26 protein-coding genes are annotated in these 25,145 nt (G+C 68.4%); 9 read left to right on the top strand and 17 right to left on the bottom strand.

Translation table 11 applies throughout. The features are described from left to right. The first annotated feature begins 73 nt into the window (after positions 1–73). Positions 74–1,081, top strand: a complete 1,008-nt coding sequence (locus tag AB663_RS05735; RefSeq protein ID WP_067196607.1) for a LacI family DNA-binding transcriptional regulator — start codon at positions 74–76, stop codon at positions 1,079–1,081. A gap of 19 nt (positions 1,082–1,100) precedes the next feature. Here AB663_RS05735 and AB663_RS05730 read toward each other — a convergent pair whose 3' ends face one another. Both AB663_RS05730 and fdxA read right to left on the bottom strand, forming a co-directional pair. Then, complete coding sequence (locus tag AB663_RS05730; protein ID WP_067196605.1) at positions 1,101–1,664, bottom strand: flavin reductase family protein; 564 nt, start codon at positions 1,662–1,664, stop codon at positions 1,101–1,103. Continuing rightward, entirely contained in the window at positions 1,661–1,987 is a 327-nt protein-coding gene (gene fdxA / locus AB663_RS05725; protein WP_067196603.1) for a ferredoxin, read from the bottom strand. Before fdxA ends, AB663_RS05730 begins: the two co-directional genes overlap by 4 nt. Before the next feature lie 104 nt (positions 1,988–2,091). Here fdxA and soxR point away from each other — a divergent pair, with 104 nt between their 5' ends. Beyond that, complete coding sequence (gene soxR, locus AB663_RS05720; protein WP_257720798.1) at positions 2,092–2,580, top strand: redox-sensitive transcriptional activator SoxR; 489 nt, start codon at positions 2,092–2,094, stop codon at positions 2,578–2,580. A 63-nt stretch (positions 2,581–2,643) separates the two neighbouring features. Here soxR and AB663_RS05715 read toward each other — a convergent pair whose 3' ends face one another. From AB663_RS05715 to AB663_RS05690, 6 genes are all read right to left on the bottom strand, one after another. Continuing rightward, positions 2,644–4,878 (bottom strand): glycoside hydrolase family 3 N-terminal domain-containing protein, encoded by a 2,235-nt coding sequence (locus AB663_RS05715; protein ID WP_067196601.1) that lies wholly within the window; start codon positions 4,876–4,878, stop codon positions 2,644–2,646. Further along, the gene (locus AB663_RS05710; protein WP_067196599.1) at positions 4,875–5,927 is read right to left on the bottom strand and encodes an ABC transporter permease; all 1,053 of its coding nucleotides are present in this window, start codon (positions 5,925–5,927) and stop codon (positions 4,875–4,877) included. Before AB663_RS05710 ends, AB663_RS05715 begins: the two co-directional genes overlap by 4 nt. A 2-nt stretch (positions 5,928–5,929) precedes the next feature. Further along, positions 5,930–7,012 (bottom strand): ABC transporter permease, encoded by a 1,083-nt coding sequence (locus tag AB663_RS05705; protein WP_067196597.1) that lies wholly within the window; start codon positions 7,010–7,012, stop codon positions 5,930–5,932. Further along, on the bottom strand, positions 7,009–7,818 hold the full coding sequence (locus tag AB663_RS05700) for an ABC transporter ATP-binding protein (RefSeq protein WP_067196595.1): 810 nt from the start codon (positions 7,816–7,818) through the stop codon (positions 7,009–7,011). Before AB663_RS05700 ends, AB663_RS05705 begins: the two co-directional genes overlap by 4 nt. Further along, positions 7,815–8,639 carry an ABC transporter ATP-binding protein gene (locus AB663_RS05695; protein WP_067196593.1) on the bottom strand — a complete coding sequence of 275 codons (825 nt, stop codon included), beginning with the start codon at positions 8,637–8,639 and terminating at the stop codon, positions 7,815–7,817. The genes AB663_RS05700 and AB663_RS05695 overlap by 4 nt, the downstream gene beginning before the upstream one ends. Before the next feature lie 117 nt (positions 8,640–8,756). Continuing rightward, entirely contained in the window at positions 8,757–10,418 is a 1,662-nt protein-coding gene (locus tag AB663_RS05690; protein ID WP_067196591.1) for an ABC transporter substrate-binding protein, read from the bottom strand. A gap of 140 nt (positions 10,419–10,558) precedes the next feature. Here AB663_RS05690 and AB663_RS05685 point away from each other — a divergent pair, with 140 nt between their 5' ends. Then, complete coding sequence (locus AB663_RS05685) at positions 10,559–11,215, top strand: TetR/AcrR family transcriptional regulator (protein WP_067196590.1); 657 nt, start codon at positions 10,559–10,561, stop codon at positions 11,213–11,215. 91 nt (positions 11,216–11,306) lie between these two features. Next, positions 11,307–12,521 (top strand): amidohydrolase, encoded by a 1,215-nt coding sequence (locus AB663_RS05680; RefSeq protein WP_067196589.1) that lies wholly within the window; start codon positions 11,307–11,309, stop codon positions 12,519–12,521. Positions 12,522–12,576: 55 nt separating this feature from the next. Here the strand turns inward: AB663_RS05680 and AB663_RS05675 are convergent, their stop codons facing one another. Next, positions 12,577–13,269 carry a GTP pyrophosphokinase gene (locus AB663_RS05675; protein ID WP_067202242.1) on the bottom strand — a complete coding sequence of 231 codons (693 nt, stop codon included), beginning with the start codon at positions 13,267–13,269 and terminating at the stop codon, positions 12,577–12,579. Between the two features lie 57 nt (positions 13,270–13,326). Beyond that, positions 13,327–14,388 (bottom strand): VanZ family protein, encoded by a 1,062-nt coding sequence (locus AB663_RS05670; protein WP_067196587.1) that lies wholly within the window; start codon positions 14,386–14,388, stop codon positions 13,327–13,329. Positions 14,389–14,620: 232 nt separating this feature from the next. Here AB663_RS05670 and AB663_RS05665 point away from each other — a divergent pair, with 232 nt between their 5' ends. After that, complete coding sequence (locus AB663_RS05665) at positions 14,621–16,603, top strand: APC family permease (RefSeq protein WP_232304677.1); 1,983 nt, start codon at positions 14,621–14,623, stop codon at positions 16,601–16,603. A gap of 146 nt (positions 16,604–16,749) precedes the next feature. On the opposite strand, the gene AB663_RS17630 is transcribed toward AB663_RS05665, so the two are convergent. The 7 genes from AB663_RS17630 to AB663_RS05635 form a co-directional block, all read right to left on the bottom strand. Then, the gene (locus AB663_RS17630) at positions 16,750–16,884 is read right to left on the bottom strand and encodes a hypothetical protein (RefSeq protein WP_257720797.1); all 135 of its coding nucleotides are present in this window, start codon (positions 16,882–16,884) and stop codon (positions 16,750–16,752) included. A 367-nt stretch (positions 16,885–17,251) separates the two neighbouring features. Next, positions 17,252–17,458 (bottom strand): hypothetical protein, encoded by a 207-nt coding sequence (locus AB663_RS05660; protein WP_067196583.1) that lies wholly within the window; start codon positions 17,456–17,458, stop codon positions 17,252–17,254. Next, on the bottom strand, positions 17,445–17,861 hold the full coding sequence (locus AB663_RS05655; RefSeq protein WP_067196581.1) for a hypothetical protein: 417 nt from the start codon (positions 17,859–17,861) through the stop codon (positions 17,445–17,447). Before AB663_RS05655 ends, AB663_RS05660 begins: the two co-directional genes overlap by 14 nt. A 98-nt stretch (positions 17,862–17,959) precedes the next feature. Continuing rightward, positions 17,960–18,166: a hypothetical protein gene (locus AB663_RS05650; protein ID WP_067196579.1), complete on the bottom strand. Its 207-nt coding sequence runs from the start codon at positions 18,164–18,166 to the stop codon at positions 17,960–17,962. Next, entirely contained in the window at positions 18,153–18,569 is a 417-nt protein-coding gene (locus tag AB663_RS05645) for a hypothetical protein (protein WP_157540914.1), read from the bottom strand. Before AB663_RS05645 ends, AB663_RS05650 begins: the two co-directional genes overlap by 14 nt. Positions 18,570–18,682: 113 nt before the next feature. Next, positions 18,683–20,341, bottom strand: a complete 1,659-nt coding sequence (locus AB663_RS05640) for a hypothetical protein (RefSeq protein ID WP_157540912.1) — start codon at positions 20,339–20,341, stop codon at positions 18,683–18,685. After that, entirely contained in the window at positions 20,338–20,631 is a 294-nt protein-coding gene (locus AB663_RS05635; RefSeq protein ID WP_067196572.1) for a hypothetical protein, read from the bottom strand. The genes AB663_RS05640 and AB663_RS05635 overlap by 4 nt, the downstream gene beginning before the upstream one ends. A 288-nt stretch (positions 20,632–20,919) precedes the next feature. Between AB663_RS05635 and AB663_RS17125 the strand changes: the two genes are divergently transcribed. From AB663_RS17125 to kdpB, 4 genes are read left to right on the top strand one after another with little or no spacing between them, the layout of a single operon-like run. Beyond that, positions 20,920–21,057, top strand: a complete 138-nt coding sequence (locus AB663_RS17125; RefSeq protein WP_157540909.1) for a hypothetical protein — start codon at positions 20,920–20,922, stop codon at positions 21,055–21,057. After that, positions 21,054–21,143, top strand: coding sequence for a potassium-transporting ATPase subunit F (locus AB663_RS05630; protein WP_067196570.1), 90 nt, complete (start codon positions 21,054–21,056; stop codon positions 21,141–21,143). Before AB663_RS17125 ends, AB663_RS05630 begins: the two co-directional genes overlap by 4 nt. Beyond that, a complete protein-coding gene (kdpA, locus tag AB663_RS05625) occupies positions 21,143–22,822 on the top strand; it encodes a potassium-transporting ATPase subunit KdpA (RefSeq protein ID WP_067196568.1) in 1,680 nt (559 codons plus the stop codon). Before AB663_RS05630 ends, kdpA begins: the two co-directional genes overlap by 1 nt. 1 nt (position 22,823) lies before the next feature. After that, positions 22,824–25,127: a potassium-transporting ATPase subunit KdpB gene (gene kdpB, locus AB663_RS05620; protein ID WP_083511132.1), complete on the top strand. Its 2,304-nt coding sequence runs from the start codon at positions 22,824–22,826 to the stop codon at positions 25,125–25,127. The last annotated feature ends 18 nt before the right edge of the window (positions 25,128–25,145 follow it).

Below are 25,145 nucleotides of genomic sequence, written 5' to 3'. Positions count from 1 at the left end.
GGTCGGTTTTCGGTCCGAAAACCGACCACAACTCATACCGGAGCGGGGAGGGGAGCCCCCAGGAAGGATTCACATGGCGAGCATCGATGAGGTCGCCCGGCTCGCCGGCGTCTCCACCGCGACCGTCTCGCGCGCGCTGAGCGGCCGCGGGCACGTCTCCGAGTCCGCACGGATGCGCGTGCAGGAGGCGGCGTCCGCCCTCGGCTACGTGGTGTCCTCGCGCGCGTCGAGCCTGGCATCCGGCCGCACGCGCAACGTCGGCGTCGTCGTGCCCTTCCTCGACCGCTGGTTCTTCAGCACCGTGCTGTCCGGCGTCTCCGCGGCCCTCATGCGCGAGGGATACGACATCACGCTGTACAACATCACCGCGGACAAGGACGTGCGGCGTCACGTGTTCGACACGTTCCTGCGGCGGCAGCGCGTGGATGCCGTGATCGCGGTGTCGATCGAGCTCGACGAGGACGAGACGCAGCAGCTGCTCGACCTCGGGCTGCCCGTGATCGCGATCGGCGGCCCCAACCCGAAGCTCGACACGCTCACCGTCGACGACGTCGCGGTCGCCCAGCTCGCCACCGAGCACCTCATCGGGCTCGGCCACCACGACATCGCCCACATCGGGGCGAACCCCGAGTTCGACATCGACTTCCACATCCCCACGAACCGGCGCCTCGGCTTCGAGAAGGCGCTGCAGCGCGCCGGCATCCCGCTCAATCCGGCGTTCCTCGAACCGGCGGACTTCACCGTCGAGGGCGGGTACCGCGCGGCCAAGCAGCTGCTCGGACGGCCGGGGCCGCGCCCCACAGCCGTGTTCGCAGCATCCGACGAGATGGCCATCGGCGCGATCCTCGCCGCGCGCGACCTCGGGTTCGGCGTGCCGGACGACCTGTCGATCGTCGGGATCGACGGCCACGAGCTCGGCGAGTTCTTCCGGCTGACGACCGTCGACCAGTTCCCGCTGGGGCAGGGCGAGCGCGCCGCCGAGGCCGTGCTCGCCAAGCTCGCCGAGGGCGACGCGACGCGCGTACCGTCGGCGCTGCCGTTCGAACTCAACGTCCGCGGCACGACGGCGCGGCTGTCCTAGCCCTCCGCGCGGCCCCTGGTCACGGCCGGCCGGAGGCGCGCCCCCCCGCCGATCCGGGCACGCCGGGATCCCCGGGAAGCGCATGGAACCGCCGATCGACGTACACGAGCGGGCGGCCGGGAGTGCCGGTGACGACCTCGACGACCTCGGCGATGACCACGGTCGACGAGCCGACGGGCACCGTCTGCAACGGCCTGCACCGCAGCGCTGCTCGCGCGTCGGCGAGGTACGGCTCGCCCGTCGGCAGGGTGCTCCATCCCTGGGCGGCCGTGAATCTCTCGGCGCCGCTCACCGCGAAGCTCTGCGCGAGGTCGGCGTGCTCGTGGTCGATGAGGTGCACGACGAAGGTGTCGGCGGCGAGGATGGCCCCCGCACTGCCTGTCGCCCGCGTCACGGAGAACATCACGGCGGCGGGATCGACGGCGACGGATGCCACACTCGACGCGGTCAGCCCGACGGGTCCGTCGGGAGAGGATGCCGTGATGATGGCGACGCCGGCCGGGTGGTGGCGGAACGCCGCCTTGAGCCCCTCGCCGACCGCGGTGGGCACCGGCGCGGTCGGCCGCGTGTGCGACGAGGTCATGCCTGCGCCTCCTGCGGAGGGAGCGCGGCGATGATCGGATGGTCGTGCGCGATGACGCCGAGTTTCGCGGCGCCTCCGGGCGACCCGATCTCGTCGAAGAACTCGACGTTGGCCTTGTAATAGTCCTGCCACTCCTCGGGCAGATCGTCTTCGTAGTAGATCGCCTCGACCGGGCACACCGGCTCGCACGCGCCGCAGTCCACGCACTCGTCGGGGTGGATGTACAGCGAGCGCTCACCCTCGTAGATGCAGTCGACGGGGCATTCGTCGATGCAGGCACGGTCCTTCACATCGACGCACGGCAGCGCGATCACGTAGGTCATCGGATGCTCGTCGTTCGGGTCAGCATGCCGCGGATGCTCGTCGTTCGGGTCACCATGCCACCGTAAGACCTCAAGTACACTTGAGGTCAAATCGAGGAGGCTGCGTGACCGAGGACCACGGCGGCTCCGGCGACCGGCATCCGGCGCACGGCCCCGACGAACCGCTGACGATCGGCGAGATGAGCCGCCGCACCGGTGTGGCGCCGTCTGCCCTGCACTTCTACGAGAGCCTCGGCCTCATCGCGTCGACGCGCACCCCTGGCAATCAGCGCCGCTACGCCCGGCACATGCTGCGCCGCGTGTCGCTCATCACGGTGGCGAAGCGGCTCGGCATCCCGCTCGCCGACGTGCAGCAGGCGTTCGCCGACGTGCCGCTCACCGAGACGCCCAGCCACGCCGACTGGCAGCGCGCATCGCGCCGGTGGAAGCGCGAGCTCGAGAAGCGACGCGAGGGCATCGAGAAGCTCGAGCGGGAGCTCACCGGATGCATCGGCTGCGGCTGCCTGTCGATGAAGGCGTGCGGACTGCTGAACCCCGACGACGCCCTGGGCTCGCAGGGAGCAGGTCCGCAGCGCCTCCGCGACGACGCCTGACCCGATCCGGACGCCCGACCCGAGCCGGACCCCCGCCCCGGACGATCCGATCAGGCGATCCGGTCAGGCGACGGTGAAGCCGGCGCGCAGCAGCGCCTCGTCGCGCGAGCTCGGTCCGACGAGCAGCTCGAACCGGCCGGCCTCGACGCGGCGCACGCCGCGAGCGTCGACGATCGTGCAGTCGGCGACGGGCAGGGCCAGCGGCACGCGCACGCTCTCGCCCGGCGCGAGGTCGACCTGCCGGAAGGCCTTGAGCTCCTTGTCGGCCCAGCTCACGCTCGTCACGACGTCGCGCACGTACACCTGCACGGTCTCGCGCACCGGCCGCCCGCCGGTGTTCGTGACGGTGACGGCGCCGGTGATCGTGTCGCCAACGCCGAACTCGGCGGCATCCAGCGACAGCGACGAGTACTCCACGGTGGTGTACGAGCGCCCCTCGCCGAAGGCCCACGCGGGCGACTGGGTGAGGTCGGCGTAGCGGTCGCCGTGCTGCCCGCGGATCTGGTTGTAGTACGTCGGCTGCTGACCGACGTGGCGGGCGAACGAGATGGGCAGCCTGCCCGAGGGCTCCACGGCGCCGGTGAGGATCTCGGCGAGCGCGCGTCCGCCCTGCATGCCGGGATTCGCCAGCCACAGCACGGCGGCGGCACGGGAGACGGATGCCGGCAGCACGAGCGGCTTCGAGGCGAGCAGCACCACGACCACGGGGGTCCCCGTCGCGATGAGCGCGTCGAGCAGGGCGATCTGTCCGCCGAGCAGCTCGAGCGTCGCGGTCGACCGTCCCTCGCCGTGCAGCTCGATGCGATCCCCCACGACCGCGACGGCGACGTCCGAGGCCTCGGCGAGCGCGACGGCCTCCGCGATCTGCCCGGCATCCGGTTCGGCGGGCACGAAGACCCGGTCCCACGGCACGGGGTCGAGGTGGTCGGGGTCGTCGAACGCGAGGATGTCGGCGCCCTGCGCGTATGACACCGACCACCCGTCGACGGCGCGCAGGCCGTCGAGCACCGTCGTGATCATGTCGCGCGGCTGCGCGGCGAGCCATCCGGCCTGACCGGAGCCGCCAGCCCAGTCGCCGAGCTGCATCTGCGCATCGTCGGCGAGCGGACCCACCACGCCCACCCGCAGCGGGGCCCCGGCCGCCAGCGGAAGCGTGCCGTCGTTCTCCAGCAGCACGACCGAGCGGCGCGCGATCTCCAGGTTCAGCTCGGCGTGCGCGGCGCTGCCGACGACGGCATCCAGGTCTCGCGCGGGCAGCCGCGGGTCTTCGAACAGCCCGAGCTCGAACTTCAGGGTGAGGATGCGGGCGACGGCCTCGTCGAAGTCGTCGGGCGACAGCATCCCGCGCTCCACGGCGTCGAGTGCCCCCTCGAAGAAGAGCGGGGTGTTCATCACCATGTCGTTGCCGGCCTTCACGGCGGCGGCCGCCGCGTGCGTGTAGTCGGGCTGCACGTGCTGCTCCCACACCATGCGGCCGATGTTGTCCCAGTCGGTGATCAGCGTTCCGGTGTACCCCCACTCGCCGCGCAGCACGTCGCTGAGCAGCCACTCGTTCACCGTGATCGGCACGCCGTCGGTGCTCTGGTAGCCGAGCATGAACGTCCGGCATCCCTCGCGGGCGATCCGCTCGAACGGCGGCAGGAACCACGAGCGCAGCTTGCGCGGCGAGATGTCGGCCTCCGACGCGTCACGTCCTCCCTGCGTCTCGGAGTACCCCGCGAAGTGCTTGGCCGTCGCGAGGACCGCAGTGGGGTCGTCGAGACCTTCGCCCTGGTAGCCGCGGACCATCGCGCTCGCCAGCTCTCCGATGAGGAACGGATCCTCGCCGAAGGTCTCGCTCACGCGGCCCCAGCGCAGGTCTCTGGCGATGCACAGCACCGGAGAGAACGTCCAGTGGATGCCGGTGGCCGCCACCTCTTCGGCGGTGGCTCGTGCGACGCGCTCCACGAGCTCGGCATCCCAGGACGCGGCCATGCCGAGCTGGGTCGGGAAGATCGTGGCGCCCGGCCAGAACGAGTGACCGTGGATGCAGTCCTCCCCCACGATGAGCGGGATGCGCAGACGGGTCTGCGCGGTGAGCTCGTTCGCCCTGATCAGACGCTCCGGCGAGGTGTGCAGGATCGAGCCGACGTGACGCCGCAGCACATGGTCGTCGAGATCGTCGCGCGCGTCGAGCTGCAGCATCTGGCCGATCTTCTCCTCCACGGTCATGCGGGAGAGGAGGTCGGCGACGCGCTCGGGTATCGAACGGGCCGGGTCGAGATAGGGGAGGACGTCGGGAAGTGCGGGAGAGGTCATCTGCTCGGATTCTGTGCGGGTTCGTCGGCGGTGGACGTGGGGCTGGCGGGGATGCTGCGCACGGCGGTGACGGCGTCGTTGACGTCGAGGCCCTTCTTGCGCAGGGCACGGGCGCGCTCCCCTGCCGAACGCAGCCGGGGGTTCACGTACTCGTCGATGCCGAAGTTGACGAGCGAGAGCGCCACGCCGATGAGAGCGATGCACAGCCCAGGGGGCAGGTACCACCACCACTGGTTCTGCCGGAACGCGCCCTGCGCGGAGGCCCAGTTGAGGATCGTCCCCCAGTTGTAGGTGGTGACGGGGATGACGCCGATGTACGACAGGGTGGTGAGTCCGAGGATCGCCGCCGTCACGGTGCCGACGAAGCTCGCGGCGATCAGCGCCATGAGGTTCGGCAGCATCTCGATCGTGATGATGCGCCGCAGCGGCTCGCCGTTCGCCCGTGCGGCCTGGATGAAGTCGCGGTTGCGCAGCGACATCGTCTGTGCGCGCAGCACGCGCGCACCCCAGGCCCAGCCGGTGATGCCGAGCACCGCGGCGATCACCCACAGCGGCGGCTCCTCGAACATCGACGCGACGATGATGATGAGCGGCAGGCCGGGGATCACGAGGAACACGTTCGTCAGCGCCGACAACGACTCGCTCTTCCACCCCCGCAGGTACCCGGCGATCACGCCGACCGCGATGGCGATGACGGTGGCGATCGCGGCCGCGAGGAAGCCGACGACGATGACGCCGCGGGTGCCGTGGATGACCTGGCTCAGCACGTCCTCGCCGATGTGCGTGGTGCCCAGCCAGTGGTCGGCCGACGGCGGTTCGAAGCGGCGGGTGTTGTCGACCTTGGTCGGCGGGTACGGCGCGAGCACGTCGGCGAACACCGCGATCAGCACGAAGAACGCGATGATCGCGAGCCCGGTGAGCGACTTGCCGTTGCGGAACATGGCGAAGGCGGCGCCCAGCCTGCTCCAGAAGGTCGGCGCGGATGCCGGCGCCGCGGCGCGCGTGCGGACGGCGAGGGTCTCGGGCGTGCCGGCTGCGGGTGCGTTCATGGTCAGGCCTCCGTCTGGCGCGTGCGCGGGTCGAGGAATGCGTACGCGATGTCGGCGATGATGTTGGCGACCAGCACCGAGATCGTGAGGATGAGGAACACGCCCTGCATGAGCGCGTAGTCCTTGGCGTTCGTCGCGTCGAGCAGCAGCTTGCCGACGCCCGGGTAGCTGAAGACCATCTCCATCACGATGGTGCCGCCGACGATGAAGCCGATCGAGAGCGCGAAGCTCTGGATCTGCGGCAGCACGGCGTTGCGCGCCGCATAGCCCCAGAGCACGCGCCGGTTCGGCATCCCCTTGGCCTGCGCCACGGTGATGTAGTCCTCGTCGAGCACCGTCAGCATCATGTTGCGCATACCGAGCATCCAGCCGCCGAGCGAGGCGATGATGATCGTCAGGGCGGGCAGCGTGCCGTGGTGGATGACCTCGCCGATGAACTCGAGCGTGAACTCCGGCTTCGAGCCGACGCCGTAGGCCTTGCCGATGGGGAACCATTCGAGGTTGACGGAGAAGACGGCGATCGCGAGGAGGCCGAGCCAGAAGTACGGGATCGTGCCGAGGAACGTCGTGATGGGCACGAGCACGTCGAGGCGGCTTCCGCGCCGCCACCCGATGACGGCCCCGCCGACCGTCCCGATCGCGAACGACACGATGGTCGCGAACCCGACGAGGCCGATCGTCCACGGCAGCGCCTGCGCGATGACCTCGGTGACGGGCCGGAGGCCGTGCAGCAGCGAGACGCCGAGGTCGCCGCGCAGCAGGAGCCCCCAGTAGTCGAGGTACTGCTGCCACAGCGTCTTGTCGGTGTCGAGACCGAGCAGGGCGCGCAGCGCGTCGGCTGCCTCCGGGCTGACGTTGCGGTTGCGCGCGAGGTACTGGTCGACCGCGTCGCCCTTCATCATGCGCGGGAGGAAGAAGTTGATCGTCAGTGCCGCCCACAGCGTGAACACGTAGAACAGGGCGCGGCTGCCGAGGAAGCGCCACGGGATGCGCGCGCGGCTCTTCACCGCGCGGGTCGCCGTGGTGCCGACGGCGATCGCGTCGTCGTGCTTCTCGCCCGTGGGGATGGGAGCGATGGCGGTCACTGTGCACCTCCGAGGATTCCGGATGCCGAGGCGAAGTGCTTCTCGGGGTCGGGCGACGCGGCTCGCAGCTCCTTCGTGTACGGGTCCTGCGGATGCAGGATGACGTCGTCGGCGGAGCCCTGTTCGACGATGCGCCCCTGGTTCAAGACGATGATCTCGTCGCTGAAGTGCCGGGCCGTGGCGAGATCGTGCGTGATGTAGAGCACGCCGAGGCCCTCCTCGCGCTGCAGGTCGGCGAGGAGGTTCAGCACGCCGAGCCGGATCGACACGTCGAGCATCGACACCGGCTCGTCGGCGACGAGCAGGCTCGGCCGAGAGGCGAGAGCGCGCGCGATCGCGACGCGCTGGCGCTGGCCGCCGGAGAGCTCGTGCGGGCGGCGGTCGATGACCGCATCCGGTGTCAGCCGCACCCGCTCGAGCAGCCGGCGCACCTCGGCGCCGATCTCGCTCTTCGGCACCACTCCGTCGAGTCGCAGCGGACGCTCGATGTGATAGCCGATGGAGTGGTAGGGGTTCAGCGAGGCGAACGGGTCCTGGAACACCATGCGCAGCCGCTGCCGGTACTCGCGCAGACCCCGGCCGCGTCGCGGAACCGGCTTGCCGTCGAGCAGCACCTCGCCCGTCGTCGGAGTCTCCAGCTGCGTGAGGATCTTCGCGATGGTCGACTTGCCGCTGCCCGACTGTCCGACGAGGCCGATCGTCTGCCCCGAACGCAGCGTGAAGCTCACGTCGTCGAGTGCCGTGAGGCGCCCGGCACCGCGGACGTTGTACACCTTGGTGACGTGCGAGACGTCGAGAACGGTCATCGCGCCACCACCCCCTTCTCGCCCGTGAGCCGCGGGAACGACGACAGCAGCGTGCGCGTGTACTCGTCCCGCGGCCTCATCCAGATGTTCTCCGCCGTGTCGAGCTCGACGATCTCGCCGTCGCGCATGATGGCGATGCGGTCGCTGATCTCGAGCAGCAGCGGCAGGTCGTGCGTGATGAAGATGACTGAGAAGCCGAACTCGTGCCGCAGCTGCGAGATCTGCTTCAGGATCTCGCGCTGCACCAGCACGTCGAGCGCGGTCGTCGGCTCGTCCATGACCATGAGCTGCGGCCGCAGCGCGAGGGCCATCGCGATCATGACCCGCTGGCGCATGCCGCCGGAGAGCTCGTGCGGGAAGGAGCGGCTCCGCTGCGCCCCGACCTTCACGATCTCGAGCAGCTCGGCGACCTCGCTCCGGCGCTGCCGCCGGCTGAGGCCGGGACGATGGATCTCGAAGACGTCCTCCAGCTGCGAGCCGATGGTCGCGACCGGGTTGAGGGCGTTCATGGCCCCCTGGAACACCATGGAGACCTTGTCCCAGCGGAACCGTCGCATCTCTTCGGGCTCCAGCGTGTTCACGTCGACGTCCTCACCCGACACGTCGTGGAAGGTCACGCTGCCGCCGGTGATGACGGCCGGGGGCTTGAGCAGCCGCTGCACGCCGTACGCGAGCGTGGTCTTGCCGCATCCGCTCTCCCCGGCGAGACCGAGGATCTCGCCGCGCCGCAGTTCGAGGGTGACATCCTTCACCGCGGCGACGGGAGGGTCGACGTCGTACACGACGGAGAAGTCGCGCACCGTGAGCAGGGGGTCAGTCATGGGTTTCCTTCGTTGCTTCCGGACCGTGGCGTCTTCGGTCTCGCCGCGGCGGCCTCGCTCAGGAACCGGGCCGCACGGGCATCCGGTTCCTGAGCGAGCGCGTCGAGACGAAGAGCGTTACTTCGCGGTCAGCTTCGTCAGGATCTGTACGACGGCCGGCTGGGTCGGATCGGCCGAGGCGTACTGGTCGTCCTCCGACGGCCAGCCCTCGTAGTTGCGCGTGTTGAACTCGCCGAGCAGCGGGTGCGAGCCGAGAGGGATCGCCGGAACGTCGGTCACGAAGGCCTTCTGCATCACCGCGAGCGCGGCCGCGCGCTCCTCCTCGGACGACGTGTTGGCGTAGGTGTTCAGCGCCGCGGTCACCTCGGGGTTGTCGTAGCGGCCGAAGTTGAACTGCGCCTTGCCGTCGACGACCCACTTCGGGTCCATAGTGGAGGTGTAGAGGCCGTAGGCGTTGCCGGTGTCCTCGAGCCAGTGGATGATCATCTGGAAGCTGCCCTCCTGGCGCGCCGCATCCCAGCCGCCCCAGTCGGGCTGGTCGACCTTGACGTCGATGCCGAGCCCCTCGCCGAGCTCTTCGGCGAGCAGCGCCTGCTCGGTGTTCCAGTCGCTCCATCCCGCCGGCACCGAGATCGAGAACGAGACGGCCTCGCCCGCGGGGTCGATGAGCTTGTCGTCCTTCCACGTGTAGCCGGCGTCCGTGAGGATCTGCCTGGCCTTGTCGACGTCGACGCTGTAGACCTGGCCCTCGTACTCGGGCGCGATCTCGTCGGCCAGCAGATCGCCGAGGCCCGTCACGCTCCACACGGGCGTGCTCGCGCCCTCGCGGGCGACGTCGACGTACGCGTCGCGGTCGACGGTCCAGGCGATCGCCTGCCGCAGCGCCGGGTCGTTGAAGGGCTTGGTCTGCAGGTTCATGAACAGCGTGCCCGAGCCGGCCGTGGGGGAGGCGAGGAAGTGGTTGTCCTCGTCGGCGGAGAGGAAGCTGTCCTCGATCTGCGGGATGAACGCCTGTGCCCAGTCGGCCTCGCCCGAGACGAGCGCCGTGGTCAGCGCCGCGTTGTCGCCATAGGAGACGTAGTGCAGCTCCGGCACCGCGAGGTCGCCGCCCCAGTAGTCGGGGTTGGCCGTCAGCGTCACGGATTCCGTCGTCCAGTTGTCGAGCACGTAGGGGCCGGTGCCGACCGCGAGGCCGTCACCGGTGAGCGGGTCGGAGTTGGGGTCGTCGATGTTCTCCCAGATGTGCTTGGGCACGATCGGGGTGTGCAGCACGCGCGCCTGCGCCGTGAACTTCGACTCGGCGAAGGTCAGCACGACGGCGTCGCCCTGGGGCTCCACGCTCGTCAGGTGCAGCGCGGAGGTGTCGTTGAGGGAGCCGTCGAGGTACATGCCGAACGTGAACACGATGTCATCCGCCGTGAAGTCCTCGCCGTCGCTCCAGGTGACGCCGGAGCGGGGGACCACGGTGAGCTGCGTGTAGTCGTCGTTCCACTCGACCGACTCGGCGAGCCACGGGGTGGTGCCGAGGTCGCCGGTGGGGTTGACGAGGGCCAGGGGCTCGAAGATCACCTTGGCGTAGCCGTACTTCGACGCGGAGGAGTCGCCGAGGTACGGGTTGTGCGATTCGGTCGTGATGGCGCCGTCGGGTTTGGCGATGGTGAGAGCCGCGCCGGAGGCGGGCTTGTCGTCGCCGGAGCCGCCGGCGGAGCATCCGGCCAGGGCCGAGATTCCGAGGGCGGTCGCCGCGGCGAGCGCGATCAGGGGCTTGCTGAGCTTCATTGCTTCTCCTAGGACACGGTCGTTGTGCAGGCAGCGGGTCGTTCACTTACTGTCCAGAAAGTAAACTACGGTGAGGTTACTGGCTGGTAAGTAAACGTGCAAGTACCATGAACTCAGATCGAGTGACCACGGGGGTTCCCATGCCGAAGGACGCCGGAACTGCGGTGGAATCAGGGCGCACGCGCCCTGCCACTCGCGCCAAGCGTGAGCAGATCCTGAAGTCCGCGATCGAGATCTTCGGCAGCAAGGGGTCGACGAACGGCACGCTGGCCGACATCGCCGAGCAGGTCGGGATCACGCACGCCGGAGTCCTCCACCATTTCGGGTCCAAGCAGAACCTGCTGCTGGAGGTGCTGACCTACCGCGACGAGACCGACGTCGCCGACTTCGCCGAGAAGCACATCCCCGACGGGCCGGCCCTGTTCCTGCACCTCGTGCGGACGGCGTTCGCGAACGCCCGCCGCGCCGGCATCGTGCAGGTCTACACCGTGCTGTCGGCGGAATCCGTGACCGAGAACCACCCCGCGCGCGCCTACTTCGAGCTGCGCTACACCAACCTCCGGTCGGAGGTCGCCGCAGCCTTCCGCGCGCTGTGCGCACAGGAGGGCGTGACCGAGCCCGACACGATCGACAAGGCGTCGGCGAGCATCCTCGCGGTGATGGACGGCCTGCAGATGCAGTGGCTTCTGCACCCCGAGATCGTGGAGCTCGGCGAGGCGAGCGAGTTCGCGATCCAGGCGATCGTCAACGCCGTGCTCCACCCCGGGCCCGACCTCGCCTCCTACGTCCGCGACTGATCCCGCAGTCGGCGGGCGGCGGCTTCGTGCGGCGCGAGCGGACGCGCAGGCGCCGGAGGGCGGGCGGATGCCGCGAGTAGGCTCGGGTGTCATGACGATCGACCTCGAAGCGCTGTACATCGACCTGCACCAGCATCCGGAGCTGTCGTTCCAGGAGACGCGCACCGCGGGCATCGCCGCGCAGCACCTGCGCGAGCTCGGCCTCGAGGTCGAAGAGGGCGTCGGGGTCACCGGCGTCGTCGGCGTGCTGCGCAACGGCGACGGGCCGGTCGTCTGGCTGCGCGCCGACATGGACGCGCTGCCCGTCGAAGAGCAGACCGGCCTCGCCTACGCCAGCACCGCGAAGGGCATCGACCCCGCAGGCACCACCGTCCCGGTCATGCACGCGTGCGGCCACGACATGCATGTGACGGCGCTGATCGGGGCGCTCGAGAAGCTCGTCGCCGAGCGCGCCGAGTGGAGCGGCACCGTCGTCGCGGTCGTCCAGCCCGCCGAGGAGTACGGCGCCGGTGCGCGAGCCATGCTCGATGACGGCCTGCTGTCGCGCTACCCCGCGCCCGACGTGGTGCTCGGCCAGCACGTCACGCCGCTCCCCGCGGGGATCATCGGCGTGCGCAGCGGCACGCAGATGGCGGCATCCGACGGTCTCACGGTCACCCTCCACGGCCGCGGCGGGCACGGTTCACGTCCGCACGCCACGATCGACCCCGTCGTCATGGCCGCCGCCACCGTCATGCGACTGCAGACCATCGCCTCACGGGAGATCGACCCGCAGGGCGTCGCCGTCGTCACGGTGGGCTCCATCCACGCGGGCCTGAAGAACAACATCATCCCGGCCGAGGCGAAGCTCGAGCTCAGCCTGCGCTACCCCGACGACGCCGCACGAGAGAAGGTCCTCGCGAGCGTCGAACGCATCGTGAGGGCCGAGGCCGCGGCATCCGGCGCCGAGCGCGAACCCGACATCGAGACCCTGCACACCCTGCCGGCCACCATCAACGACGTCGACGCCACCGCACGCGTGACCTCGGCCCTACGGCGTGCGCTCGGCGAGACGGCGGTCATCGACCCGGGGATGTTCACCGGCAGCGAGGACGTCTCCTGGTTCGCGCGCGACGCCGGCGCGCCGCTCGTGTTCTGGTTCTGGGGCGGCGTCGATCCCGTTCGCTTCGCCGAGGCCGAGGCGGCCGGGCGGCTCGCCGAGGAAATCCCCACCAACCACTCTCCGTTCTTCGCGCCCGAGATCCACCCCACGATCGAGGTGGGCGTCACGGCGATGACGGCCGCGGCGCGCGAGTTCCTCGGCTGACGAGGTTCCGGCCCGTCCGATCCCCGGATGCAGGTCCGCCCGGACGCCGGCGCGGTCAGACCCGCACGGCCGGAGGCGGCGGCGCGAGCTGCTTGCGCGGCACGCCGTGGGCCTCCCGGTGCAGGCGCTCCATGCGGAGATCGAGTTCGGCGGCGGCATCCGCGGCATCCGACAGGCTGTCGACGAGATGCGCCGGCACCTGGTTGGCGAACTTGTAGTAGATCTTGTGCTCGAGGCTCGCCCAGAAGTCCATCGCTATGGTGCGGAACTGCACCTCGACGGGCACGGCGAGCGCTCCGGTGGAGAGGAAGACGGGCACCTCGATGATCGCGTGCAGGCTCTTGTAGCCGTTGGGCTTGGGGTTCTTGATGTAGTCCTTGACGATGCGCACGGTGACGTCGTCCTGCGCGGTGAGCAGATCGAACAGGCGGTACACGTCGGCGATGAAGCTGCAGGTCACGCGCACGCCGGCGATGTCGGTGATCTCCTCGCGGATGCGGGCGAAGTCCGGCTCCTCGATGCCCTTGCGCGCGATCTTCTCCACGATGCTGTCGGGCGACTTCAGGCGGCTCTTCACGTGCTCGATCGGGTTGTAAGCGTGATCGTGCGTGAACTCGTCGCGCAGGATCGAGATTTTCGTCTCCACCTCGCGCATCCCGAACTCGTACTCGCGGAGGAAGCGCTGGAACTGATCGCGAAGCTCCTTCGCCTCGGTGATCGCGCTCTCGTCGACGGAAACCGTTGTCATGTCCACGACGTTACGCACGCGTGATCGGAAACCCCTGTGTATCGCCGATGACCCGCGTCAGGCCGCATCGCGCGCACGCGCGTCGGTGAGGTGCTGCCCCGACAGCAGACCGGGCAGCCCGCGGCCGCTCGCCGTGGTGAGCACCAGGATGCACGCGACCAGCGTGAGGAGCGACGACAGCCCGTCGAAGAACGGCCCGAGAAGCGAGAGCGCGACGATGCCCCCGATGCCGCCGGCCCAGCGCAGCAGTCGGGCGAACGGCCACGGCAGCGGCGATCCCGCGTAGCGCAGCTGTACGGCGAGGTCGCCGATCGAGCGACCTCCGATGAGGATGACGAGCAGCCACAGCCCCGATGCGACCGCGGTGCTGACGAGGTCGGCGAGCGATCCGTCGAGCACGGCATCCCGGTCGCCGACGCCGTACTGCAGCCACAGCTGCACCGCCGCCGAGACGCCGAACGCGACGAAGCCGCACGCCAGCGCATCGCACAGCATCGCGATGATGCGGCGCCCGCGAGTGACCGGACGAGGCTGGTCGGCGTCGGCCCGAGGACGGATGCCGCGCATCGACCGCGGCACCACGAGGGCGAACACCGAGCCGAGCACCGCACCCGTCGTGTTCGTCATGAGGTCACCGACGTCGAAGAAGCGGTATGCGCAGGGATAGAGGCCCCAGACGCCGGTGAGCTGCGTGGTCTCGACGAGGAGCGACAGCGCGAACCCCGTCACCAGCGCGGTCGGGATGCCGCGCGCACCGAGGACCCGAAGGAACACACCCAGCGGCACGAACAGGAGGATGTTGAAGGCGATCTGAAGGAACGCCGGGTGCCGCAGCGGGTTGCCCGGCTCGGAGAACGCCTTCTGCAGGTCGCGGACGACCTCGAGCGGATCGGTGATCATGCCGACGCAGCGGATGCTGTCCGAGTCGGGGAGCGGCAGCAGCGTGTAGGTCCAGATCGCCCAGAAGTAGACGAGGGCACCGAGCCACAGCATGGTGCGCCCGAAGCTCAACCGCCCGCGCCGCCGGTAGCTGATGGCGACGAACGGCACGAAGAGGAGGATGCCGAAGGCCACGCCGATCGCAATCGCGATGACACCCAGAAGCACCTGATCCCCCACGGGATTCCAGTCTAGGCGACGGCGGATGGCCGTCAGGATTCCGTTAGTGTGGCCCGGCGCGCCGTAGGGATTCCGTGAGGATGTCGTGAGGAAGGCAGGCGGAGGCGTAGAGTCGCCCGACGTGTCAGACGAATACGGGGAAAGTCCCGACGCGCCGCAGATCGCCAAGCGCATCCTGATCGGCGATCCGCTCACCAGCGAACAGGCCGACCACCAGCTTCTGCCGAAGCGCATGGCTCTGCCGATCTTCGCGTCCGACGCACTGAGCTCCGTGGCCTACGGCCCGCAGGAGATGCTGATGACGCTCGCGCTGGGCGGACTCGCGTTCCTGACCTTCGCCCCGTGGGTGGCCGCCGCGGTCGTCGTGCTCCTCATCGTCGTGGTGCTCAGCTACCGACAGCTCATCCGGGCCTATCCCTCGGGTGGCGGCGACTACGAGGTCGCGTCGAAGAACCTCGGCGAGATCCCCGGGGTGGTCGTGGCGGCCGCGCTGCTCGTCGACTACATCCTCACCGTCTCGGTGTCGATCGCTTCCGGCGTCGACAACATCATCTCGGCCGTGCCCGAGCTCGATTCGTTCCGCGTCGAGCTCGCCGTCGGGTTCGTGGTGCTCATCGTCATCGTGAACCTGCGCGGTGTGCGGGAGGCGTCGACCGTGTTCGCCATCCCCACCTACGTCTTCATCGGCTCGGTCGGGCTGATGATCGCCACCGGCCTCGTGCGCACGATGCTGGGCGACCCGCCCGTGGCGGAGAGCTCGGCGTATCAGCTCCAGGGCGAGCATCTGGCGGATGCCGCGATCATCCTGCTCGTGCTTCGGGCCTTCTCGAGCGGATGCTCGGCCCTCACCGGTGTCGAGGCGGTGTCGAACGGGGTGCAGGCGTTCCGCAAGCCGAAGATCCGCAACGCGCAGCGCACCCTCGTGATGATGGGGTCGATCGCAGCGCTCCTGTTCTCGGGCCTCACGGCCATGGGACTCATCACCGGCGTGCACTACGCCGAGAACGCGTGCGACCTGATCGGCTTCGACTGCAGCAAGCCGCAGCCCAGCGTCATGGCGCAGATCGCCGCGGCCACGTTCGGCGGCGGCAGCATCCCGTTCTTCATCGTGCAGGCCGCGACGGCGTGCGTGCTGCTGCTGGCGGCCAACACGGCCTTCAACGGCTTCCCGCTGCTCGGCGCCGTGCTCGCCCGCGACGGCTACGCACCCAAGTCACTGAACACCCGGGGCGACCGCCTCGTCTTCTCCAACGGCATGATCGTGCTCGGCATCGCGGCGATCGTCGTGCTCGTCGTGTTCCAGGCACGGCTGACGACGCTGATCCAGCTCTACATCATCGGGGTGTTCGTGTCGTTCTCTCTCGGCCAGATCGGGATGGTGCGGCACTGGCGGCGCACGCTGCGCACACCCGCACGACCGGGCGACGCATCCGCGGCATCCGATCGCCAGGCGGCGCGCGTGGGGCTCGTGATCAACTCGATCGGGGCGACGCTCACCGTGTTCGTGCTCGTCATCGTGACGATCACGAAGTTCACCCACGGCGCCTACCTCGTGTTCATCGCGATCCCGCTGCTGGCCTTCCTCATGATGGGCGTGAAGAGGTACTACCGCGACGTCGAGCACGAGATCGCGATCGACGACACGACTCGGTTCGGCTCCACGGGTGACGTCGCCCTCGTGCTGGTCAACAGGTTGCAGAAACCGGTCGTGAAGGCCGTGGACTACGCCATCGCCGCCAAGCACGGCAAGACGCTCGCCCTGCACGTGTCGGTCTCTCCGGAAGAGACCGCGCAGTTGCAGAAGGACTGGGCCGACCACCTCATGCCGATCCCGCTGGTGATCGTCGATTCGCCGTACCGGTCGTTCGCACAGCCCATCGCCGGCTTCATCAAGAAGTACCGCGAGAAGCACGGATCGTCGGTCGTGACCGTGTACCTGCCTCAGTACATCGTGGGTCACTGGTGGGAGACGTTCCTGCACAACCGGCGCGCGCGCCGTATCGCGAATCAGCTGATGCTGGTGCACGGCGTATCGATCACCCTGGTGCCGTGGCTGCTCGACTCGTCGGAGCTGATCTACGGACGCCGCTCGCGACCGATGCCCGGGCAGGAGCGGGCCGGACGGCCCGTGGTGGTCGCCGGGCGACGCGCGCACCGCCCCGAGGGCCCACCGGCCGAGGAGCGGACCGCCAAGAAGGGCGCGAACGAGGCCTGAGCCGGCACTGCTCTCGCCTTCGCTTGTGGTTGTCCGCGAGGACGGAGAAAGACTCCGGCGGAAGATACAGCGACGAACTCCCGCCGATCGAACCGGCCTCGGCTCCATCGAGGACATCGTCGTCGGGACCGCGGTAGTGGTCGCCGTCAGAACTTGCCACCGGGGTAGACCCCCTCGGGGAGCGTGAAGCAGGGAGACCATGAGTCGATCGCGATCGTTCCTGGGGTGTCCTCACCGAAGATGTAGCCCTCCTCTGAGGTGGCCGTCGAATCCAGGGACACCAGATATTGGTCGTCGAGACTTCGCGCCAAGTGCTGACAACGAAGCGATCATCACCCTGAAAGTCCTGCTCCATCTTCTTGACGGTTCGTTCGACATCAGCTCCGGGCTGCAACGTCACGGATGTCCTCCCCAACCATTGGTGCTGAGTGTCATCACAGCTGAACAACGTCCCCGTCTCATGCTGATCCACGTTAAGTACGTCATCGGGTGGAATCAGCCCCACAATCTCGCGCTCCATCGCCTGCGCATCCCGTTTCGCCTGTTGCCAAGTCACTGACTTCTCCTCCGTCTTCGAATCAACTGCGGAACAGCCAGCGAGGAGGATCACTCCGGCGAGAACCGCGGGGGCCGCGCTCAGCCTCGTCTTCATCGCGCCAACCTTCTGGCCATCGCGTCCAGAGCCTTCCTGTTCTCAGGGTCCGTCGAGGTGATGAGGTTGTGGTTGTCCGCGAGGACGGAGAAGTACTCGGGCGGGAAGTACACGTACGAACTCCCGCCGATCGAACCGGCCTCAGCTCGATCGAGGACGTCGTCGTCGGGACCGCGGTAGTAGTCGCTGTCAGAACTTGCCACCGGGGTAGACGCCCTCGGGGAGGGTGAAGCAGACGGACCATGACTCGATGGAGATGACCTTGTCATCGTCAGCGCCGAAAAGATATGCCTCAGCAGACGCTCGCGCCTGAGCTTCGACGGTGTAGTCGTCGAACATGTCGCGATAGCTGGTCACTTTGAAGTCAGTGCTAGTGCGGAGCACCTCGTCGAGGCGGCCCTGCATCTCTTTCACGATCCCCTCAACGTCAGAGCCAGGCGCCAGTGTCACATAGGTGATTCCTGTCCATTGGTGGCGCGTCTCGTCACAGCTAAAAAGCGAGCCCGACTCATGTTGATCGATGTTCGCGACCTGATCTTGAGGGATGAGTCGTGCAATCGCCATCTCCGTCTCCTGCGCATCGGCCTTTGCTTGCTCCCAGGTCACACCGCGCCCCTCTTCCTGAACTGTTGGCGATCCCGCGCATCCTGCTAGTGCGCACATGACCGCAAGGACCGACGCTGGCAGCATCGCCCATGTTCGACTCATTGCTTCAACAGCTTCCGCATCGCACGGAGCACCGCCTCGTTCTCAGGGTCCTTCGAGGCGATGAGGTTGTGATTGTCCGCGAGGACGGAGAAGTACTCCGGCGGAAGATACACGTAGGGCCCCCCGCCGATCGAGCCGGTTTCGGCTCGATCGAGGACGTCGTCGTCGGGACCGCGGTAGTAGTCGCTGTCAGAACTTGCCACCGGGGTAGACCCCCTCGGGAAGAATGAAGCACGGCGACCAGGAGTCGATTGAGATCGTGCCTGCCTCCCCCTCTCCGAACAGATACGCGGCATCCGTCGTTGACGACTTTGCCTTCACGACATACTTGTCAGTGATTCCTCGCCGGTTCGAGATCACATAGCCGTCGTCGGCCCGGAACACCTCTCCCAATCGACTCTCCATGTCTTTCACGAGCGCCTCGACATCGACACCGGGAGACAAGCTCACGTTGGTGACCCCGGTCCATCGGTGCCGTGTGTCATCACAGCTGAAGAGAGTCCCTTCAGCATGCTGATCTACGCTGACGACGTCACCCTCCGATATGAGAGCGACGATCTCCATGGATGTCGCCTGCGCGACGGCCTTCGCTTCTTGCCACGTCATGCTCGTATCCACTTCTTTCGCTGCATCCGCTTCCTTCGCTACTGAGCTTGACGAACACGCAGACAAGAAGAGCATTGCCCCGATAGCACTCGTGACGGCGGCCTTCCGCATCCTCATTGCTCCATCACCAGGTCTTTCATGTCTCGCAATGCGTCCTCGTTCTCAGGGTCCTTCGAGGCGATGAGGTTGTGATTGTCCGCGAGGACGGAGAAGTACTCCGGCGGAAGATACACGTAGGGGCTCCCGCCGATCGTTCCCGCCTCGGCCCGATCGAGGACCTCGTCGTCGGGACCGCGGTAGTAGTCGCCGTGCTCGAACGCGGGGTTCGAGCGAGGGTTGTTGCCGTTCCACACGACGCCTGTCCGTTGCGCGACCTGCAGTGCGTCCTCGTATGAGAGATCGGCGTAGGTCGTGTCGGGATCAGGGTCCCATTCGGGCAGCATCCCCGCGCCCGAAAGCGAGATGACCTTGTCGTACTCGGCTCCGGCCACTTCGGAACTCGTCACGTTCGAGAGTCCCCAACTGTGGCCGAACGCGTCCTGCTCCGCCCCGGCGAAGAGCGGATCGGTGCGCATGCCGACCTCGAAGCGGGCCAGTTGCGCACCGGCCTCCCGCGCCCGATCGTGCTCGTTCGCCTCCTGGATGCGCGGCAGGTACATACCGCCCACGTCGTGATTCTCTCCAGGGAACAGACCGTCCTTGTAGACGAATGCGACGGTGCCCGGCACCTTTTCCGTCATGGACGCCGCCACTTGCTGCACCTTCCCGCCGTAGAAGTCGCCGAGGTTCGTGAACGTGCCGGGCACATAGGTGAGCACCCGCTGCGGAGGGGTGTCGAGGTTGCCGACGATCTCCACGATGCGCGAGAAGTCCCGGTCGTAGAGGTACAGCTTCACCGTGCCGTCCTGCACGTGCCGCAGGTACGCGATCTCGTTCTCGACGAACGCTCGTCGCTCGTCGGAGATGTTCTCGCCGTCGAGCTCGGCCTGCGCCTGAGCGATCCACTCGACTGCGTTGTTCTGATTCGCGCGAATCCGCACGGCCGCAGGCAGGCCATCCAGCGCACCCAGGATCGCAGGATGCGTCGCGAGCAGCTCCTCGTGCAGCTCGGGAGGCGCGAGCCACAGCTCGAGGACCTCGGCGGGCCCGTTCGCGCTGAGCAGGCCACCCAGCAGATCATCGGACTCCGCCGTGAGCACCGGCGCTGAGGACTCGAAGGTCAACGCGCTCACTGCTGTGTCGTATGCCTCGTCCCACGCCGCGTAATGGAACTCGTACCGCCGCCACAGCTCGTCGAGATCTTCTTCGGCGCGGTTCCGAGCGGCGATGGCCTCGGCTGCCGCATCCTCCGCGTCGTGCAACGCGGCCACATCATCGCCGCGCGATGCCGCCAGCGCTCCGCGCCCCGCCCGATCGGCCTCTTCACCCAGCGCCACCCACAGGGCATGAGCGGTCTCGATCTCGTCGACCAGCTGGTTCGCCTTCGCCGCATGCTCGTCGTGCGCTCGCGCGTAGGCCGCCAACACCTCCGACACCTGCTGAGCCACCGCGATGTCCGGGCCGATCGTCGACAGGATGCCGAGAGCATCAGCGCGGACGCCCGTGATCGCGTCTCCCATCCCGGGCAGGCCCGTCGCACCCGCTGACGCGTTCCGCAGCTCGCCGAGGTGCTCAGCCACGGCGTCGAGCAGGTCCACCCACACCGACATCGTCCCCACGTCGCCCGCGATCCGCTCCAACGGGAACCCACGCCCTGGCGATGACAGGCTCACGGGGTCCCCGTCCCACTCAGCTCAGCGTCGAGCTCCGAGTACCGCGCCACGATGCGCTGCACGTTACCCGCGACCGCTGTACCCGCGTCCCTGTGCGCGACCGTCGCGTCGTGCAAAGCATCGAGCCGCGCGTTCATCTCCGTCCGCAACAGGTGACGACCCGCCGGCACGTCGACCCCCGGGTCGTCGCCGACGAGGTTCAGCAGATCGGGCTCGATGTTGATCAACGCGTTCGTGAAACGCGCGCCCGTCTCGAGCAGGTCCTCATAGAACAGCTGCACCTCGGTCACAAGGCTCCCCCAGAATTCTCGCCTTCCGCTTTCATATGAAGGTCAACAGTCCTCATATGTGGACAGAAGCCTATGCAGTACGGCGCCTCCAGATGCCGCCTGTGGACAGAGTTCCGGAATACGACACTCAGGACACGGATGCTGCTGCGCGACTCCCCTTCGACGGCATCCGGCTGGCCGCCGTTCTCGCCTCTCTTCGTGAGCATCGCGCATGAGTCGTAGGGCGGAGCCGTAGGGGAACCGTGAGGATCGCGGATGCCGGCGGAATGCCGGAGTTTGATCGACTCCGTGCTCGACATCATCTACGTCGCGCTGGCCCTCTCGGTCTTCGCCCTCATCGCCCTCGCGGCGTCAGGCGTCGAGCGGATGGGGCCGCGCACCAGGACCACCGCCCACCCCGACGACGGCGAGGAGGACCGACCGTGATCGTCTTCGAGATCGCCGCCGTCGCGCTCGGCATCGCCGCGGTCGTCTACCTGATCATCGCGCTCGTCGCCCCGGAGCGGTTCTGATGGCCCCCGACATCCTCTTCGGCGCGCTGCAGGCCGTCGCCGTCATCGTCGTGCTCATCCTGCTCTACCGCCCGCTGGGCGACTACATGGCGCGCGTCTTCAGCTCGCCGCGCGACCTCCGCACCGAACGTCTCGTGTACCGGTTCGCCGGAGTCGATCCGGCATCCGAGCAGACGTGGCGTGCCTACGTCCGCAGTGTGCTCGTGTTCTCCGCCGTCGGCCTTCTGCTCGTCTACGCCCTGCAGCGGCTCCAGGCGTTCCTGCCGGAGTCCCTCGGGCTCCCCGCCGTGCCGGAGGACCTCGCATTCAACACCGCGGCGTCGTTCGTGGCCAACACCAACTGGCAGTCGTACTCGCCCGAGAAGACCGTGGGCTACGTCGTGCAGTTCGCGGGCCTCACCGTGCAGAACTTCGTGTCGGCAGCGGTCGGTCTCGCCGTGTCGGTCGCGCTCATCCGCGGGCTGGCGCGTCGCGGCTCGACCACGATCGGCAACTTCTGGGTCGACCTCATGCGCGGCCTTTCGCGGGTGCTGCTGCCGATGGCCGTGATCGCAGCCGTCGCGCTCATCGCCGGAGGCGTGATCCAGAACTTCGCCGGCTTCACCGAGGTGCGCACCGTCACCGGTGGCACGCAGATCCTCCCCGGCGGCCCCGTCGCCTCGCAGGAGGCGATCAAGCTGCTCGGGACGAACGGCGGCGGGTTCTTCAACGCCAACTCCGCGCACCCGTTCGAGAACCCGACGGCGTGGACGAACCTGCTCGAGGTGCTGCTGATCCTCGCCATCCCGTTCTCCCTGCCCCGCACCTTCGGCCGCCTCGTCGGCGACGACCGTCAGGGCTTCGCGATCGTCGCGGTCATGGGCACGATCCTCACCGTGTCGCTCGTGGCGCTGTCGGCTCTCGAGCTGGCCGGCCGCGGCACCGCGCCCGAGCTCGCGGGCGCCGCCATGGAGGGCAAGGAGCAGCGCTTCGGCATCCTCGGCTCCGCCCTGTTCGGGTCGGCGAGCACCCTGACCTCGACGGGCGCCGTCAACTCGATGCACGACTCGTACACCGCACTCGGCGGCATGATGCCGCTGCTGAACATGATGCTCGGCGAGGTGGCACCGGGCGGCGTCGGATCCGGCCTCTACGGCATGCTCGTGCTCGCGATCATCGCCGTGTTCGTCGGCGGACTGCTCGTCGGCCGCACGCCGGAGTATCTGGGCAAGCGCATCGGCCCGCGCGAGATGACGCTGGCGAGCCTGTACATCCTCGTCGTACCGGTGCTCGTGCTCGGCGGCACCGCCCTGAGCTTCGCCGTCCCCGGCATCCGCGACGACGTCGAGGGCTCGAGCATCCTCAACCCCGGTGTGCACGGCCTCAGCGAGGTGCTGTACGCCTTCACATCGGCCGCCAACAACAACGGCTCCGCGTTCGCAGGGCTCACGGCCGACACGCCGTGGTTCAACACCGCCCTCGGCATCGCCATGCTCGTCGGGCGATTCCTGCCCATCGTGTTCGTGCTGGCTCTCGCGGGCGCGTTCGCCGCGCAGGACACGCTCCCCGCCACCTCGGGCACGCTGCCGACCCACCGGCCGCAGTTCGTCGGCCTGCTCCTCACCGTGACCGTCGTCGTCACGGCGCTCACCTACTTACCCGTGCTCTCCCTGGGCCCGCTCGCCGAAGGACTCGTCTGACATGACCACGCGCATCGATCCCTCCGCAGACGCCTCTCGTCTCGCTTCGCTCTCCCAGGAACCACGGCACCTGCCCCCGAGCCGAGAGCACGCCGGCGAGACGACGGTGCGCTCGTTCGGCTGGCGTCCGCTCGTGCAGGCACTGCCCGGCGCGCTGCGCAAGCTGAACCCCGCGACGCTCGTGCGCAACCCGGTCATGCTGCTCGTCTGGGTCGGCGCCGCCTTCACGACGGCACTCGCGGTCGCGGAGCCGTTCCTCGACGCACCGCGCGAATCGGGAGGAGCCCCCGTTCCCGCGCTCTTCACGGCGTCGATCGCCGCGTGGCTGTGGCTCACCGTGCTCTTCGCGAACGTCGCCGAATCGGTGGCCGAGGGGCGAGGCAAGGCACAGGCAGCGACGCTGCGCCGCACGCGCTCGCATACCGTGGCACGTCGCGTGCCCCACTACGACGCCCAGTCGGATGCCGCCGCCACGCGCGCCGAGACCGTCGAGGTGTCATCGGCCGAGCTGCAGCGCGGCGACGTCGTGATCGTCGAGGCGGGAGACCTCATCCCCGGCGACGGCGACATCGTCGAGGGCATCGCGACCGTCGACGAATCCGCCATCACCGGGGAGAGCGCGCCCGTGATTCGCGAGTCCGGCGGCGACCGCAGCGCCGTGACGGGCGGAACCCGCGTGCTGTCCGACCGCATCGTCGTGCGCATCACGTCGAAGCAGGGCGAGACCTTCGTCGACCGCATGATCGCCCTCGTCGAGGGAGCGAACCGCCAGCGCACGCCCAACGAGATCGCGCTGAACATCCTGCTCGCCAGCCTGTCGATCGTGTTCGTCGTCGTCGTGCTCTCGCTGAACCCACTGGCGTCGTACGCGGCATCGCCCGTCAGCATCCCGGTGCTCCTCGCGCTTCTCGTCTGCCTCATCCCGACGACGATCGGCGCGCTTCTCAGCGCGATCGGCATCGCCGGCATGGACCGGCTCGTACAGCGCAACGTGCTGGCGATGTCGGGCAGGGCCGTCGAGGCCGCGGGCGACGTCACCACGCTGCTGCTCGACAAGACCGGGACCATCACCTACGGCAACCGCCGAGCGCACGAGGTGCTGCCCCTCGACGGCGTCGGGTCCGACGACCTGATGCGCACGGCCGCACTCGCCTCGCTCGCCGACCCCACCCCCGAAGGCGCCTCGATCGTCGAGCTCGCTCGCGCTCACGGCATCCGCGTATCCGGACCGGAGGGCGCCGTGGTGGTGCCGTTCACCGCGCTGACCCGGATGTCGGGCCTCGACCTCCCCGACGGCACGCGCATCCGCAAGGGCGCCGCCTCGGCCGTGGCCGCGTGGCTGGGGCTCGATGCCCCGGATGCCGCGCTCAACGCGCTCGTCAACGGCGTGGCGCAGAGCGGAGGGACGCCGCTCGTCGTGGCCGTGCAGCCGGCGGGCACGGCATCCGCCCGCATTCTGTCGGAAGAGATCCGCGACACGCCGCGGAATCCCGTGGATTCCTCCGACAAACGTGAATCCTCCCGACAAAGCGCACCGTCGACCCCGTCGCCCACGGCCGACGGCGGCCGCGTCCTCGGCGTCGTTCACCTCAAGGACGTCGTCAAGGAGGGTCTGCGCGAGCGCTTCGACGAACTGCGCAGCATGGGCATCCGCACCGTCATGATCACGGGCGACAATCCGCTGACCGCCGCCGCGATCGCGAAGGAGGCCGGCGTCGACGACGTGCTCGCCGAGGCCACGCCGGAGGACAAGCTCGCCCTCATCCGCCGGGAGCAGGCGGGCGGGCGGCTCGTCGCGATGACCGGCGACGGCACCAACGACGCCCCCGCTCTCGCGCGGGCCGACGTCGGCGTCGCGATGAACACCGGCACCTCCGCCGCGAAGGAGGCGGGCAACATGGTCGACCTCGACTCCGATCCGACCAAGCTCATCGACATCGTGCGCATCGGCAAGCAGCTGCTCATCACGCGCGGCGCGCTCACCACGTTCTCCCTCGCCAACGACGTCGCCAAGTACTTCGCCATCATCCCGGCGATGTTCATGGGGGTGTTCCCCGGACTCGGCGCCCTCAACATCATGGGACTGCACTCACCGGCATCCGCGGTGCTCAGCGCCATCGTGTTCAACGCGATCGTGATCGTGTTCCTCATCCCTCTCGCCCTCCGGGGCGTCTCATACCGCCCGGCGACCGCCTCGCAGATCCTGCAGCGCAACCTGCTCATCTACGGACTGGGCGGCATCGTCACCCCGTTCATCGGCATCAAGCTCATCGACCTGGTCGTGAGCCTCATCCCCGGCTTCTGATCCGCCCGACACCGAAAG

The sequence above is a fragment of the Microbacterium sp. XT11 genome (genome assembly GCF_001513675.1).
Classification (GTDB): Bacteria; Actinomycetota; Actinomycetes; order Actinomycetales; family Microbacteriaceae; genus Microbacterium.
Note: the sequence above shows the minus strand (reverse complement) of the source record. Positions and strands in the feature narration are given on the sequence as shown.

Bases quoted from the DNA above. Each gene is read 5' to 3' on its own strand.
- AB663_RS05735 (WP_067196607.1), top strand. From the start codon at position 74: ATGGCGAGCATCGATGAGGTCGCCCGGCTCGCCGGCGTCTCCACCGCG.
- AB663_RS05730 (WP_067196605.1), bottom strand. From the start codon at position 1,664: ATGACCTCGTCGCACACGCGGCCGACCGCGCCGGTGCCCACCGCGGTC.
- fdxA (WP_067196603.1), bottom strand. From the start codon at position 1,987: ATGACCTACGTGATCGCGCTGCCGTGCGTCGATGTGAAGGACCGTGCC.
- AB663_RS05715 (WP_067196601.1), bottom strand. From the start codon at position 4,878: ATGACCTCTCCCGCACTTCCCGACGTCCTCCCCTATCTCGACCCGGCC.
- AB663_RS05710 (WP_067196599.1), bottom strand. From the start codon at position 5,927: ATGAACGCACCCGCAGCCGGCACGCCCGAGACCCTCGCCGTCCGCACG.
- AB663_RS05700 (WP_067196595.1), bottom strand. From the start codon at position 7,818: ATGACCGTTCTCGACGTCTCGCACGTCACCAAGGTGTACAACGTCCGC.
- AB663_RS05695 (WP_067196593.1), bottom strand. From the start codon at position 8,639: ATGACTGACCCCCTGCTCACGGTGCGCGACTTCTCCGTCGTGTACGAC.
- AB663_RS05690 (WP_067196591.1), bottom strand. From the start codon at position 10,418: ATGAAGCTCAGCAAGCCCCTGATCGCGCTCGCCGCGGCGACCGCCCTC.
- AB663_RS05685 (WP_067196590.1), top strand. From the start codon at position 10,559: ATGCCGAAGGACGCCGGAACTGCGGTGGAATCAGGGCGCACGCGCCCT.
- AB663_RS05680 (WP_067196589.1), top strand. From the start codon at position 11,307: ATGACGATCGACCTCGAAGCGCTGTACATCGACCTGCACCAGCATCCG.
- AB663_RS05675 (WP_067202242.1), bottom strand. From the start codon at position 13,269: ATGACAACGGTTTCCGTCGACGAGAGCGCGATCACCGAGGCGAAGGAG.
- AB663_RS05665 (WP_232304677.1), top strand. From the start codon at position 14,621: ATGGCTCTGCCGATCTTCGCGTCCGACGCACTGAGCTCCGTGGCCTAC.
- AB663_RS05645 (WP_157540914.1), bottom strand. From the start codon at position 18,569: ATGACGTGGCAAGAAGCGAAGGCCGTCGCGCAGGCGACATCCATGGAG.
- kdpA (WP_067196568.1), top strand. From the start codon at position 21,143: ATGGCCCCCGACATCCTCTTCGGCGCGCTGCAGGCCGTCGCCGTCATC.
- kdpB (WP_083511132.1), top strand. From the start codon at position 22,824: ATGACCACGCGCATCGATCCCTCCGCAGACGCCTCTCGTCTCGCTTCG.